Origin of the sequence: Thermococcus gorgonarius (assembly GCF_002214385.1) — an archaeon.
Classification (GTDB): domain Archaea; phylum Methanobacteriota_B; class Thermococci; order Thermococcales; family Thermococcaceae; genus Thermococcus; species Thermococcus gorgonarius.
Genome location: NZ_CP014855.1, coordinates 63,911 through 77,546 on the forward strand (window position 1 = coordinate 63,911; position 13,636 = coordinate 77,546).

At 50.4% G+C, this 13,636-nt stretch carries 12 protein-coding genes; 9 read left to right on the plus strand and 3 right to left on the minus strand.

The window, feature by feature from the left end:
- Positions 1-26: 26 nt before the first annotated feature.
- Genes A3K92_RS00330 through rimI form a run of 3 tightly spaced genes read right to left on the minus strand, consistent with a single transcriptional unit; the run spans position 27 to position 2,843 of the window.
- Entirely contained in the window at positions 27-1,784 is a 1,758-nt protein-coding gene (locus A3K92_RS00330; protein ID WP_088884382.1) for a DUF262 domain-containing protein, read from the minus strand.
- Positions 1,785-1,836: 52 nt separating this feature from the next.
- The gene (gene endA / locus A3K92_RS00335) at positions 1,837-2,343 is read right to left on the minus strand and encodes a tRNA-intron lyase (RefSeq protein ID WP_088884383.1); all 507 of its coding nucleotides are present in this window, start codon (positions 2,341-2,343) and stop codon (positions 1,837-1,839) included.
- Positions 2,343-2,843, minus strand: coding sequence for a ribosomal protein S18-alanine N-acetyltransferase (rimI, locus tag A3K92_RS00340; RefSeq protein WP_088884384.1), 501 nt, complete (start codon positions 2,841-2,843; stop codon positions 2,343-2,345). Before rimI ends, endA begins: the two co-directional genes overlap by 1 nt.
- A gap of 186 nt (positions 2,844-3,029) precedes the next feature.
- On the opposite strand from rimI, the gene herA reads away from it, so the two are divergent.
- Genes herA through A3K92_RS00385 form a run of 9 tightly spaced genes read left to right on the plus strand, consistent with a single transcriptional unit; the run spans position 3,030 to position 13,632 of the window.
- A complete protein-coding gene (herA, locus tag A3K92_RS00345) occupies positions 3,030-4,799 on the plus strand; it encodes a DNA double-strand break repair helicase HerA (protein WP_088884385.1) in 1,770 nt (589 codons plus the stop codon).
- A 9-nt stretch (positions 4,800-4,808) separates the two neighbouring features.
- Positions 4,809-6,173: a DNA double-strand break repair protein Mre11 gene (gene mre11, locus A3K92_RS00350; RefSeq protein WP_088884386.1), complete on the plus strand. Its 1,365-nt coding sequence runs from the start codon at positions 4,809-4,811 to the stop codon at positions 6,171-6,173.
- Positions 6,170-8,821 carry a DNA double-strand break repair ATPase Rad50 gene (gene rad50, locus A3K92_RS00355; RefSeq protein WP_088884387.1) on the plus strand — a complete coding sequence of 884 codons (2,652 nt, stop codon included), beginning with the start codon at positions 6,170-6,172 and terminating at the stop codon, positions 8,819-8,821. Before mre11 ends, rad50 begins: the two co-directional genes overlap by 4 nt.
- On the plus strand, positions 8,821-10,152 hold the full coding sequence (gene nurA / locus A3K92_RS00360; RefSeq protein WP_088884388.1) for a DNA double-strand break repair nuclease NurA: 1,332 nt from the start codon (positions 8,821-8,823) through the stop codon (positions 10,150-10,152). The genes rad50 and nurA overlap by 1 nt, the downstream gene beginning before the upstream one ends.
- A 36-nt stretch (positions 10,153-10,188) precedes the next feature.
- Positions 10,189-11,199, plus strand: a complete 1,011-nt coding sequence (locus A3K92_RS00365) for a FecCD family ABC transporter permease (RefSeq protein WP_088884389.1) — start codon at positions 10,189-10,191, stop codon at positions 11,197-11,199.
- Entirely contained in the window at positions 11,196-11,912 is a 717-nt protein-coding gene (locus A3K92_RS00370; protein WP_088884390.1) for an ABC transporter ATP-binding protein, read from the plus strand. The genes A3K92_RS00365 and A3K92_RS00370 overlap by 4 nt, the downstream gene beginning before the upstream one ends.
- A 54-nt stretch (positions 11,913-11,966) precedes the next feature.
- Positions 11,967-12,572, plus strand: a complete 606-nt coding sequence (gene psmB / locus A3K92_RS00375) for an archaeal proteasome endopeptidase complex subunit beta (RefSeq protein ID WP_088884391.1) — start codon at positions 11,967-11,969, stop codon at positions 12,570-12,572.
- Between the two features lie 5 nt (positions 12,573-12,577).
- Entirely contained in the window at positions 12,578-12,934 is a 357-nt protein-coding gene (locus tag A3K92_RS00380) for an ASCH domain-containing protein (RefSeq protein ID WP_088884392.1), read from the plus strand.
- Positions 12,931-13,632 (plus strand): DUF1614 domain-containing protein, encoded by a 702-nt coding sequence (locus tag A3K92_RS00385; protein WP_088884393.1) that lies wholly within the window; start codon positions 12,931-12,933, stop codon positions 13,630-13,632. The genes A3K92_RS00380 and A3K92_RS00385 overlap by 4 nt, the downstream gene beginning before the upstream one ends.
- Positions 13,633-13,636: the final 4 nt, after the last annotated feature.

Sequence of the window (13,636 nt, forward strand, 5' to 3'; positions counted from 1 at the left end):
CTTTTCTTCTCATAAATCCCAAAATTCTAATCCTCTTGGGAGAGATAAATCCTAAAGGTTAGGTCTAATAGCTCTTTGTGTCTTTTTTGAAAAGCCTTTTTGTCCCATACCTTATACTCCCTAAGCATTGAAGTGATAGCGAAAGGACTACGTTCAACCTCAAAATATTTCTTCTTTTTCTTTGAAAACTCATAGTTAGAAGCTCTAGAATTTTTCCTTTTATTAAGGAGGGTTAAGTTGCCTAGTTTGTGCACAATATCTTTAACCTCATCCTCACTAAAGATCTCTAACCATTTATCGTTAGGGGATCTGGGAAGAATATGCTCCACCGTGATAGTTCCAATATTAGCATACCCTGGAAAGTTCTCTTCTTGCATCTCCATGTCCAACCTCAGGAGAAGATATCTCGCCATTTTTCCTCCTTTTAGAGTGTAAAATTGAGAATCATCAACTTTTGATAATAGTATTTTGCGAACTAATTCTTTGTCATTAAAGTCGATTTTTCTCCGCTCACGGCCCCTTCTGAATTCTTCTGTATGTTCAAACATTTTCTCCAAAACATCTTGAGGGGAGTTAGAATTTTTAATAAGCCGTATGAGGCTTATAGCACTAGTGGTTCTTTCTGTGGCAGTAAAGTCCGCACACCACTCAATAAAGAGCTTTCTCTCTAGCATGAATGCAAAGTTATAGAGTGATTCTTCATCTCTGAACTTCTTGTAGAAAAGTAGAAGTGGTGATACCCACTCAGAAAACGGCAAAAATCTGTTCATTATGTCAATTAGTGTTATGTACCTAACTTTCTTCCACGGGATTAGACCCACGATTTGAGGATCGAGGATTTTGTCTCTATAAATTTCTCCATACTCAAGCACTAGTTTAAAGAATCCCTCGCCTTTTTCAATTTTATTTTCCTTGAAGAGTTTCTCAAATTCTTCAACAAGTTCTCGCTTAGCTTTTTCCTCAGTGTAAATAGCTCTTATCCACCCCAGCAGGTTTTCAAGGCCTTCACGTCCAATATCCTCCTCTAGATTTCGCCACTTTCGGAAATATTCTTCCCTTGCTTCCTCTGGGAGAGGTTCTAGGTTCATACTCTTAAGTACATCTGCAGATGAAAGAGGCAAACCTCTAGTATTTAGAACATTAAATAATCTAAATGCCGAACTGCGATCGGTTGTGATGATGCGAACAAAGTAAACATTTTGAAACAAATATTTTAAGAATCTTCTCATGGTTTCCCTATCGAGGCTCTCAACAAAGTTCCTGAAAGTTGTTATTGCCTCGTAGGGGTGATAAGCTGGGGAATCTTTATCAACAAGTATTATTCTCCTGTTCTTCACGTCATCAATAAATTTGCTAGTTCCCCCAATTTTGTAAATGTACTCTGAAAAGAGCTCCTGAAGGTCACTCCACACTTTAATTTTCTCCCGAGGAGGAATGCCTGCGTACTCATTGCCCTTACTCACAATCCAGTCCCAGTGAAGACCTTCATCATTAAGGTAATCTCTAAACACGGATAGTAAAACTATCAAAGATGTTAGTCGTTGCTGACCATCAACAATTTCATAAGTCATTCCATCATTTTCGCTTCTCAGGAGGATCGACCCAAGAAAATAACTTGGTTGATCGTCTTCTATAGCATCTAAAATATCCTCCACAAATTCTTGAAAGTTTTCCTCCTTCCAGCTAAATGGTCTTTGATAAATGGGGATTCTATAAAACTTATTGCTCAAGAGTTCAACAACATTGACTTCTTTGGCCTCAATTATTGGTTTATTCTCTGACACTTAACGCACCCACGAGACATTCTTGCAAACTACCATATAAAGATTTTCCGTGTTAGAACTTTGTCCATTCTATTTTGTAGTATACAATGTCCCCGTCGTCGTCAACGACGGCCATTATCATCTCCTTCCTGACGCCGTGAGCCACCCTAACTCTGGCCGTTATGTCGTTGGGGGCTATTGTCTTGTTCTCTGGAACGACCCAGACGAGCCACTGTGAATGCTCGTCCATTCCGCGCCTGTAAACCCTGAAATGGGAGCCGAACTTTAGGCCGGATTTAACCGTGTAGCCCCTGTCCCTCAAATCCTTGTAGACGAGGTACTTGGCATCGAACAGCTCGTCTTCTTCCCTCCCGAGCTTCATGACTTCCTCTAAGGTTAGCCTCCTTTTCCCGTCCCTTACCTCTATCTTGCCCCTCTCCACCAGATAGGCCGCCTCGAGGAGTGAGAGAAAGACCTTCCCGTTGACGAGCTTACCGTAGTGGCGGTTGTTGTGGAGGCCGTCTATTGCGTTCTTATCGGTCGAGAAAACCCTGTTCCCGCTGAGGTAAAAGACTATCATCAGCTCCCCCTCCATTCCTCTGCAGGCAAAATCATGTAATAGGCGTCCTCGCCGTCGGAGTAGTAGCCTATTATCCTCTTCACTTTCCTGAAGCCGAAGCGCTCGTAAAGTCTTATCGCCTTTTCGTTGCTGACCCTGACTTCGAGACCGATGTATCGTGCCCCTTTCTTTATCAACCTATCAATGACCTCCGTGAGAAGTGCTGAGCCTATGCCGTTGCCCCTGTACTCCCTGTCCACGGCTATGCTCATTATGTGGCCCTCAAGGTCCGGCCTCAGGTAGGCCATCACATAGCCGATGACCTTCCCGTTGTATTCCGCAACCAGAAATGTATCCGGATTGTTCTCAAGGAAGACGAGAAAAAGCCCCCTGGGATAGGCTTCGCTAAAGGATTCACGCTCAATTCTCATTATCTCGGGGATGTCAAAGAGCTTCGCTGGCCTTATCACGACCATCGCCAGCGGTATTCTCCTGGTTACTTCTCTGGCCGAAGTACTCATGATCTCATTTTCTCCCGAAACCTTAAAAGATTAAGGGGGCTGATATGGATGACTTTCGTGATGAGCACTCTCGAACCTGACCGTGGGATGATGACCGGATTCCTGGCTGATTTCTCCTTCTTTACTCCACTCGCAGGAGTAAAGTTTAAAGCCACCAGACTGGAATCCATCCGATAGGTGGAAACTATGAGGATAGCCCAAGACCCTGACAAGCCCGTTGGAATAGTCACGGGCGAGGCGACGGTTAGTTCCTTCCAGTTCTACGCTCATCCGGACGTTGACCTCAAATTCGGAGACTTCGTCGTTGCAAGGCTGTGCAAAGAGGCCAAGGAGAGAGACTGTCGGTGGAGTGATAACGTTGAATGGGTTATTGGAACAATCAGGGGCCTGAAGAACATAAACTGGCTCCTCAGCGAGGGAAAGAGCACTTACACCTCTCTGGAGCTTGATATAAGAGAGTACGGGGAGAGCATAGGTGAGAACGAGGCGTTAATCGTTACGGTTCACGTCCTCGGGAAAGTGCAGTTCAACGGTGAAAGGGCGGAAGTTGTTCCCACAAGGGTTCCCGTCCCAAACGGCAACAGGGTTTACCTTGCAAGCTCCGACCTCTTGAGGGCCATCTACTACGGCGGGAACGGCTACATCGAGCTGGGCAGGTTGATAATAAGGGAGGACGTCCCGGTTTACCTTAACGTTAACGAGCTCGTCTCAAGGCACTTCGCCATTTTGGCCGTCACCGGAGCGGGAAAGAGCAACACCGTCTCGGTCATGCTCTGGAAGCTGGTTGAAGAGCTTGGTGGAACCGTGATAGTCCTCGACCCTCATGGAGATTACACGAAGCTCAGCCTCCCCGGGACGGGAAGGGAGTACGTGAACCTTATCGAGGCAAAGATTAGGCCCGAGGCCATGGATAGCGAGGAACTTGCTGAGCTTATGGAGATACAAACTAATGCAGCAATACAACGTTCCTATTTGATGAGAGCTTGGGACACCGTGCTCCACGAGAATCAGGGCGTTGGTGGAAGGGAGGCAGTAAAGCTTGTCCACGATTTGCTCCAGAGGTGGGCGAGCGAAGGCGGCGGAACTTACTGGGACCCCCACGCCGGTCAGTACAGGGACCTTGGCGATATAAAGTCGGCAGAGAAGGAGACGATAATGAGGCTGACGATGAAAGTTTCACGCTTCCTCAGGAACTACGGCCATCTGCTCTCGAGCGAGGACATAGTTGCGTCAATAGAGCCCGGGAAGGTTAATGTTATCGACCTCGGCCCCCTCGACGAGGGCCAGATGAAGCTGGTCGTTGCCAAGCTCCTTGAAAAGGTCTTCGAGACGAGGATGGACTACGAGAAGGCAAGGAAGAGGCTTGACTACCTAAGAACGGCTTACTCCAGCAATATCTCTTCAGTCGCGGATGAGATAGACGAGCTTGAGAAGTTCTTGAGGGGCGTTGAGAGGGATTACCCGGCTCTAGCGGAACCGGTAATGGTTATTGTTGAAGAGGCCCACATCTTCGCGCCCCACGGCGAGAAGGGGGGAGCGGTCAGAATCCTCGGAAGGATAGCGAGAGAAGGAAGGAAGTTCGGGGTAGGCCTTGGGCTCGTCTCCCAGAGGCCGAGCAGATTGAGCGAGGACGTTCTGAGTCAGACCAACACGAAGATAATAATGCGCATAGTCAACCCCAACGACCAGCAGTACGTCATCAGGGCCAGCGAGCAAGTTAGCGGGGAGCTGATGAGCGATATAGCTGGCCTCGGGAAGGGGGAAGCCGTCATAGTCGGCCAGGCGATAAGCCTGCCTGCACTGGTCAAGATATACAACTTCAAGGCCCTCGGCGGGAACTACGGAGGAGAGGACATCGGCGCGGTGGAGAGGTGGCTTGCCAGGAAAAAGCGCGAGGAAGAAGAGAAGAAGAAAGAAGAGCTCTACGAGGAAGAGGGCGTTGAGATAGACTTTTGAGGTGTTGGTATGAAGTTCGCCCACATTGCAGATGTTCACCTCGGCTTTGAGCAGTACCGACTGCCTTACCGGGCCGAGGAGTTCGCAAAGGCCTTTCGGGAGGCGATTGAGAAGTCCGTCGCTGAAAAGGTTGACTTCATACTCATCGCTGGTGACTTATTCCACTCCAGCAGGCCAAGTCCCGAGACCCTGAAGCAGGCTATGGACATCCTTTCGCTCACAAAGGAGAAGAAAATTCCCGTCTTTGCAATTGAGGGGAACCACGACAGGACCCAGAGGCGGGTTTCCGCGTATCACCTCCTGGAAGAGCTCGGCCTTCTCAGCCTCATCGGGATTAGGAGTGAGAGGATTGAAACCGATTATTTGACCAGCGAGAGGACGGAGAGGGGATGGCTGGTTAAGGGGATATTTGAGAAAGGCGGTAAAACCGTTGAGATACACGGCATGAAGTACATGAGTGCCGCCTGGCTCGAAAAGAACCCGCTGAAGGACATATTTCACCCCGAAGGAGACTCGATACTCATGCTCCACCAGGGGGTTCGGGAGCTCGTGGAAGAGATGACGGGGAAACTCCCTGAAAGCCAGAGGGACTACTACGAGGTAAAGCTTGGAGACCTCCCAAAGGGCTACCTTTACTACGCCCTCGGGCACATTCACAGGGCTTTTCTGACGAGCTACGACATAGGAAAACTCGCCTACCCCGGCTCGCTCCAGCGCTGGGACTTCGGTGACTATGAAATAAGATACCGCTGGGATGGAAGGACATTCAGGCCGATAACCGGCAGTCAAAAGGGCTTCTACATAGTCGAGGACTGGGAGCCTAAGTTCGTCGAGCTCGAGGTAAGGCCGTTTGTCGATGTCAGCATCAGCGCGGACGAGGAGACCGCCGCGAGGGAACTCAAGCGCCTCTCGGTTAAGATACCGGAAGAGGCCTTCGTAAGGCTTGACATTCGCTGGGAGAGGCCCTACGACGTGTCAAAGCTCACCGGGCTAATCAAGGCGCGCTACGTTTACGTGAGAACCCGGTTCGAGAGAAAGCTCGGCGGGAGAACGCCTTCCGGCGAGGTTCCCAAACCGGAAGAGTACTTCCTTCCCGTGGAACTAAAGGCCATAACGCTGACCGGGGAGAGGAGCGTTGAAAACATCGAGGACGTTGTGAGCCTTTTCCTCGGCAGTGAGTGGGACGAGAAAAGGATTAAGCAAAAAGAACCTGAGAAAAAGCCCGCTGAGAGCGGAGAGAACGACCTCAAAATTGACGGTGAAAAAGAGGCCAGGGCGGAAAAAAGTGAGAAGCCGGCAACAGAGGAGAAGAAAACTCCCAAAAGGCTTTCAAAGGGTTCTAACCTTTTGGCGTGGCTCGGTGGTGGGAGATGAAGATTGAGAAACTCATAATAAAGGACTTCAGGTCGCACGCCCTAACCAAGGTAACCTTCTCGAGCGGGATAAACCTGATAATCGGCCAGAACGGCTCCGGCAAGAGTTCTATCCTCGATGCGATTCTGGTTGGCCTCTACTGGCCGACAAAACCAAAAGACCTCAAAAAGGACGACTTCTCACGCATAGGCGGAGGCGGAACCGAAATCACAGTCTTCTTCGAGAAGGGGAACGTAAAGTATCAGATTCACAGGAACATAACTAGGGGAATAGCGTTCGTTCGCTACCACGATGGAAGCTCCTGGAAGACCCTGGAGACGGGGCAGAAAGGAGTGCGCGAATGGATGGAGAAGCTCGTCCCCTACGATGTCTTTCTGAACGCGGTCTACATCCGCCAGGGTGAGATTGACGCGATCCTTGAGAGCGACGAGAGCAGGGAGAAGGTAGTCAGGCAGGTTCTCGGGCTCGACAGGTACGAGAACGCCTACAAGAACCTTCTGGATGTAAGGAAAGAAATAGACGCGAGAATAAAGGCGACGGAGGACTACCTTAGGAGCACCGAAAACATCGATGAGCTAATCGGAAATCTGGAAAAAGAGCTGGTTTCCATCCTCGGGGAGATAAACGAGCTCTCGCCAAGGATCCCAGTGCTCAGAAAGGAACTTGAGAAGCTCGAAGAAGAGCTGAAAGAACTCGACAGAAAAGCCGAAGAACTATCAAAAATCAGGATCGGGCTGAAGGAGGTAGAAGGCCTGCTGAGAGGACTCAGGGCGGAGGAATCGGGCCTCGTAAGCAGGATCGAGGACGTTAAAAAGAGAATCGAGAAGCTCAGGGAAAAAGTAAAGGAATTCAGCGAAGTGGAGCCAAAGGCGGAGGAATACAGGAAGTTGTCTGACTTTTTGAAGAGATTCAGCGATAGCATGAACAGGATAGAGAAACTTCTGGCCACTTACTCCCAGCAGGCTGAGAACCTCGAAGAGCGCCTCCGTGAGCTTGGAGACAAGGAGGAGAGAATGAAAAAGCTCGCCGATGAGAAAGAAAAACTGCAAAAGGAGCTTGATGCGCTTGAAGATGACGTTACTGCCTACCAGAAGGCAAGGGAATTGATTGCAAACCTGGAGAGGCTCAGGAAGAGGCTCACACTGAGCGAGGAGGAAATAGAAAAGCTGGAAGAAGACATCAAGAGAGCTAGGGAGAGAAAGGAGGAGATAAACAGGGAACTCGAGGAGATAGGCTCCAGGAGGGGAGAGCTGAAGAGCAGGGCTGGAGAGAGAAACAAAGCCATAATAGAGCTCAAGAAAGCCAAAGGCAGATGTCCTGTATGCGGCAGGGAGCTAACCGAGGAGCACAGAAGGGAACTTCTCGAAAAATACACGGCAGAACTCAAGGATATATCGAGCGAGATGAAAAGCCTCGACGAAAGGGAGAGGGAGTTAAGGGCCGAGCTGGTTGAGGTAGAGAAGACATTAAAACGTGAGAGAGATCTCTTCGCCCTCAAGGAAATCCTTGGACAGATAAAGGAGATCGAGGAGAAGCTGAAGGAGTACGACATGGAGCGCCTTGAAGGGGCCAGCAAGAGGGCCGAGGAGCTGAAGAAGAAGCTCTCCGAAATCGAGGGTAAAATACGGGAGCTTGAAGACGAGCTGAAGAGGGGAGATGCCCTGAGGAGGAAGCTTGAGGTTATTAAGAGGAAGATCAGCGAGCTTGAGGAAGAGAAAAAGGTCCTCCTCAATGAGTTGAAAGAATTTGGGTTTGAAAGCGTTGAGGATGTCAACTCCAGGCTGAGGGAGCTCGAGCCGTATTACAACCGTTACCTCGAGCTGAAACCGGCCAGAAAAGAGCTCAAACAGGAAGAAGAGACCCTCAAAGCCCTGAACCTGAAGCTCGGCTCCGTTAAAGGGGAGATCTCCAAGACCGAGAAGAACCTCCGGGCCCTTCAAGAAAAACTTGAGGAGGTTGAGAGATCCTACGATAGGGAACGACACGAGGAGCTGAAGAAGAGAACAAAGGATCTCTCAAAGGAGCTCGCGGGTCTTGAAGCCCGTCTAAGGGCCCTGGAGGAGAGAAGGGACGAAGTAAAGGGTAACCTGGAAAAGCTGAAGGAAGAAAAGGAACTCAGAAAGAAGAAAGCCAGCGAACTTGAAAACCTCAAGAAGGCCAGGGAGAGAGTTCAGAGGCTCAGGGAAAAGGTCAAGGCGTACAAGAACCTTCTAAAGGAAGGGGCTTTGGCCAAGGTCGGTGAAATCGCCAGCGAGATCTTTGAGGAGCTGACGGAGGAGAAGTACTCAGGCGTCACGGTTAAAGCAGAGGAGAACAAGGTCAGGCTGGGCGTGGTCTACAACGGGAAGGAATACGGTCTCGGCTTCCTGAGCGGCGGGGAAAGGATAGCCCTTGGCCTAGCCTTCCGGCTTGCTTTATCGCTTTATCTGGCAGGTGAGATAAGCCTCCTTATCCTCGATGAGCCGACACCTTATCTGGACGACGAAAGGCGGAGAAGACTCGTTGACATAATGCAGCGCTACCTCAGGAAGATACCGCAGGTTATAGTCGTTTCCCACGATGAAGAGCTCAAAGACGCGGCCGATAGGGTCATCAGGGTGAGCCTTGAGAACGGTGTTTCAGTTGTGAGGGAAGTGGAGGTGAGCTGATGTACAGGCTTATTGACAGGGGGAGCGTGAACAGAATAAAGGCCCTCCTTGAGAGGGGCTACCGCGAGGCGGAGGGGAAGTTGGCTGAAATTCAGTGGATGCCCTTGCCCAAGGAAAGGAGAAAGACGAGGGTCTACGCCATAGACGGTAGTCAGGGGAAGCAGAGACTCAGCGGGACGATATTCTACGCGGTTTCAAGCTACGCCTTCGGCAACGGGCCCGCTTACAGGCTGGTCTATACCAACGCCATGCTCTACAACCAGGGGATTTCAGACCAGATTATAAGGCTCCAGATGGAAACGCTGGAGAACAAGCTCGGCTACCTTGCCGCCAAACTTGGTGAAGTCGACTACGTGATGATGGACGGGACTTTAACGGGCTCCTTAACGAGGCCACCCGTTTATCCCGAGAGTGTGAAGGGCCTGACGACCATAGAGAACGCCCTCGGTAAAGAGAAGCTCAAGGAGCTCATTAAAAAGTTCGTTCGCCTTCTTGATGAGCATTACAAAGAACTTGGAGACCAGCTTCAGGATAAGGGAAAGGTTAACGGCGGTGTGATCCTTGCCGATGAAAAACTGACCGATTTCGAGGAGTTCTACTCCGCCATGGAGGGCTACAAGGTCAGGGACTTCGCGGGAACTACGCCGAGGAGCGTTAGAATCTCCGGAAAAACGCTGGATCAGTACCTGAAAGGGGAGAAGACCGCCGAGGAGATATTCCAGGAGCTCTTAAACGAGTACGGTGAGGAGAGGGAGCTTTCCCTCGACGATGCCCGCAACGCCGTTCACGTGGTTCTTAGTTATCTCGAATACCTCTACTCCCTTGAGAAGCTCCTCAGGGTTAGCTTAGTTTACGTGGCCAAGAGCTTTTACAACAGAAAGCTGACCGGAAAGCTTGGTATTGACATCGTTGACGTTCCCTACCTGGATGCCTACCTGAGAAAGCGCTTTGGTGAGGAGATTCCCGGTTATTACGTCATAACACAGGGAGGAAACGCAATAAGCCACCGGATGCCCAAGCCTCTGAGGGACACCTTCCCTCTGGTTGAACATTACATCGAGCACGGTGTCCCGATGGCTTACATAAGGACGATGAAAGGCGGAGTAATTTACCTCCTCCAGAGCAACAGAGAAATCAACGACGAGCTTTTGAGTGAAATCCTCTGGCATGAAAGCAACGGCTACTTCAGGCCGCTCCAGAGGGCCCACGAGGGGGTTAAGATAGAGAAGAAGGCCTTCGAGGCCGAACTTAAGGCTTTGCTCAACATCATAAAGGCTGAGAGGCCAGAACTGAGGGTCTTCCTGAAGTATGGTAGAAGTCCTCTGGAGTAGCGAAAGGTTTAAAGAATGGACATTTAATCCACTCGCATGAGGGACTCGAAAGTTGTTTTTACTGGCCTTGCGGTTTTGTCGCTCCTTTCTCTATTCCTGAGTCTCTACATAGGGCCCGTTAGAATAAGTCCCCTGGAGGTCTCCAAATGCCTGCTCTATGGCCTGAAGTCTTCCCTGGGTCTGGGAGGAGAATTGAAACCCAAGTATTTCTTCATAGTATGGGAGCTGAGGCTTCCGCGAACTCTTCTGGCATATCTCGTTGGCATGTCACTGGCATCTGCCGGCGTGGCTTCCCAGGCCCTTTTTAAAAACCCCATGGCTGACCCGTATATAATCGGTATTAGCGGTGGTGCTTCGATTGGGGCAGTCCTGGGCTTTATATACGCCCCTTCCCATATCTCGGAGTTAGCATTTCTCTTCGCTCTGGGATCCGTGTATCTGGTCTACCGCGTTTCTAGGGTGGACGGAAGGGTTCCAGTTGATACGCTCCTCCTGGCAGGGATAGCCTTTGGCTTCATGGCGGGAGCAATAACCTCTTATTTAGTGCTCACCCTTGGCTCAACCGCTCACCTGACTTACATGTGGCTGATGGGGAGCTTCAACGGTTCCGATTGGAGTAAAGTACAGGAAATGGCTGTGGTTACCGCTTTCGGCCTCGGTTTTCTCTTGTGGAAGTGGAGAGAACTCAATCTTCTTCTTTTAGGCGAAGAGGGGATTGCCCTTGGCCTTGAGGTTGATAAATTCAGGAAGCTTTTGATAATCGTTATCTCCCTCATGACGGCCGTGGCAGTTGCAACGGCAGGTATAATTGGGTTCGTTGGTTTGATAGGCCCCCATATAGCCAGACTCCTCGTGGGACCCAATCACAAACGATTAACCCTCAATGCCGCCGTTTTTGGTGGTTTTCTCATGGTCTCCTCTGATATAATCGCACGGACCGTTGTTAAACCCGATGAAATTCCCGTGGGAATAGTGACCTCAATCATCGGGGGAGGGTTCTTCCTGTACCTGCTCATAAAGCACAAGAGGGGTGAGCTGAGGGCATGATGAGGGTGGAAGTATCTTTTTCTTACGGCGAGAGAAAAGCCCTTGATGGTGTCGATTTCAGTGCCGATAAAGGAAGGCTTCTAGCGGTTATAGGCCCCAACGGTTCTGGCAAGAGCACCTTACTCAAGTGTATAGCCGGGATCCTGAAGCCAGAGGGAAGGATTGAACTGGACGGCGAGGACATAACTGCACTTTCCCCCCGGGAGAGGGCGAAGCTCGTTTCGTACGTTCCACAATCGTCCTTTCCAGAGTTCGACTTCACCGTTGAAGAGTTCGTGGAGATGGGAACTTACTTCACCGGTGGCAGTGTAGAGAGGGCCCTGAAGGAAGTTGGCATGTGGGAAAAGAAATCGGAATCAGTCCTCAAGCTTTCTGGCGGGGAGTATCAGCTGGTTCTCATAGCCAGAGCCCTTGCACAGGGTGGAAGGGTTCTTCTCCTCGACGAGCCGACCAGCCACCTCGATGTGAACCACGCCCTTGAAGTTATGGGTCTCATCAAGTCCCTCAGCAGGGAAAGAATCGTTGTTGCGGTTCTCCACGACCTGAACTTAACCCTTAGGTACGCTGACGATGTACTCGTACTTAAGAACGGGAAGGTAATCTGGTTTGGGCCAACTGAGGAGTTAACCCCGGATGTTCTTCAGAGAGTTTACGGGATCAAGTTTGAGTTCGTTAGGGGTAATTCCGGAACCGCTGTTGTGCCTTCCCTCTAAACACACCAAACCTTTAAATTCTCCAATCTCTATCGCTTACGGAGGTGAGTGGTTATGGTGGGAGAGAAAAAAACCGGCACCACTACAGTAGGGATAAAGGTTAAAGACGGTGTTGTCCTCGCCGCTGACACTCAGGCTTCCCTTGACCACATGGTAGAAACGCTCAACATAAGGAAGATCCTCCCGATAACCGATAGGATAGCCATAACAACGGCAGGGAGCGTTGGCGACGTTCAGGCCCTGGCCAGAATGCTCGAGGCAGAGGCGCGCTATTACCAGTTCACATGGGGAAGACCGATGACGACGAGGGCAATGGCCAACCTGCTCAGCAACATACTCAACGAGAACAAGTGGTTTCCATACATGGTTCAGATCCTCATCGGAGGCTACGTCGATGAGCCTGAGCTCGCCAGCTTGGACGCCCTCGGCGGCTTAGTCTTCGAGAAGTACATCGCAACCGGTTCTGGAAGTCCGTTTGCGATAGCCATACTAGAGGACGGCTACAGAGAGGATATGAGCGTTGAAGAGGCGAAGGAGCTTGCAGTAAGGGCCGTGAGAACCGCCGGAAAGAGGGATGTCTACACTGGAGACAGGAAGGTTCAGGTCGTCGTCATAACCAAGGACGGAATGAAAGAGGAGTTCGTCGAGTTCAAGGAGTGATGGTGATGAAGGGGCTCATAGTTAGGCGCCCCTTTGCAGACTGGCTCGTTGAGGGCAGAAAAAGGTGGGAAATACGGAAGTCCAGAACAAGGGTTCGTGGAGAAATCCTGATCCTCAGTGAAGGCTACGCCCTGGGTAAAGCTGAACTGGTTGACGTTGTTGGCCCCTTCACCCCGAAAGAACTGGCCAGGCATAGGGAAAAACACCTCGTTGATTACAACTTCCTCCGGGAGTACTCCAATGGAAAGCCGCTCTACGCCTGGGTGTTTGACAACCCTGAGAAGTTTGAGGAGCCCATAAAGGTCAACATCAAAAAAGGTGCCCAGGTCTGGGCAAACGTTGAGCTGGTGGGCGGGCTATGAGATACCGCTATCTTTTTCCACCCATAGCAATTCCCTTTGTGTTCTTATTTCTCCTTCTTCTCCTGCTTTTCTTTACGATCCTTTCGGGGATTGTGACGGCGGCCTTTCAAAAACTCGGGCTCCCCTTACCTGTTGCTTACTCACTCTTCCTCTTTTCCCTGGTCGGGAGCTTCATAAACATCCCGATAGCAGAGGAGAGATCGTACGTACCGGTTATGAGAGTGAGGGAAGTTAGGTTCTTTGGGATTACCTATCCCGTCCCCTACTTTGATTGGGCTGAGCAGAAGGTCGTTATAGCAATCAACGTTGGAGGTGCTTTGGTCCCGTTGAGTCTCGTTACCTATGAGGTTGTGAGATTATACCAACTGGGCGCCTACTCTGCCTTATTTAGAATGGCCGTTGCAGTAATCATAGCGGCCTTGGCCAGCAACATGGTGGCCAGGCCCGTCCCCGGGGTGGGGATAGCCCTGCCGACTATCATACCCCCACTCATAGCGGTTTCTCTTGCTGTTCTTATCGGGGGACAGTACAGGCCTCTGATAGCCTACGCAAGTGGAACAATGGGAGTTCTCATCGGCGCTGACCTGATGAACTGGAAAAAGATAAAGAATCTGGGGGCGCCAATGGTGAGCATAGGCGGCGCGGGAACCTTTGACGGTATATTTCTTGCAGGAATATTGGCGGTGCTCTTGGTTTGACATG

What these genes read in the sequence shown, in the direction of transcription:
- A3K92_RS00370 (WP_088884390.1), top strand. Translation starts at nt 11,196, where the DNA reads ATGATGAGGGTGGAAGTATCTTTTTCTTACGGCGAGAGAAAAGCCCTT.
- herA (WP_088884385.1), top strand. Translation starts at nt 3,030, where the DNA reads ATGAGGATAGCCCAAGACCCTGACAAGCCCGTTGGAATAGTCACGGGC.
- endA (WP_088884383.1), bottom strand. Translation starts at nt 2,343, where the DNA reads ATGATAGTCTTTTACCTCAGCGGGAACAGGGTTTTCTCGACCGATAAG.
- rad50 (WP_088884387.1), top strand. Translation starts at nt 6,170, where the DNA reads ATGAAGATTGAGAAACTCATAATAAAGGACTTCAGGTCGCACGCCCTA.
- rimI (WP_088884384.1), bottom strand. Translation starts at nt 2,843, where the DNA reads ATGAGTACTTCGGCCAGAGAAGTAACCAGGAGAATACCGCTGGCGATG.
- psmB (WP_088884391.1), top strand. Translation starts at nt 11,967, where the DNA reads ATGGTGGGAGAGAAAAAAACCGGCACCACTACAGTAGGGATAAAGGTT.
- A3K92_RS00380 (WP_088884392.1), top strand. Translation starts at nt 12,578, where the DNA reads ATGAAGGGGCTCATAGTTAGGCGCCCCTTTGCAGACTGGCTCGTTGAG.
- A3K92_RS00385 (WP_088884393.1), top strand. Translation starts at nt 12,931, where the DNA reads ATGAGATACCGCTATCTTTTTCCACCCATAGCAATTCCCTTTGTGTTC.
- mre11 (WP_088884386.1), top strand. Translation starts at nt 4,809, where the DNA reads ATGAAGTTCGCCCACATTGCAGATGTTCACCTCGGCTTTGAGCAGTAC.
- A3K92_RS00365 (WP_088884389.1), top strand. Translation starts at nt 10,189, where the DNA reads ATGAGGGACTCGAAAGTTGTTTTTACTGGCCTTGCGGTTTTGTCGCTC.
- nurA (WP_088884388.1), top strand. Translation starts at nt 8,821, where the DNA reads ATGTACAGGCTTATTGACAGGGGGAGCGTGAACAGAATAAAGGCCCTC.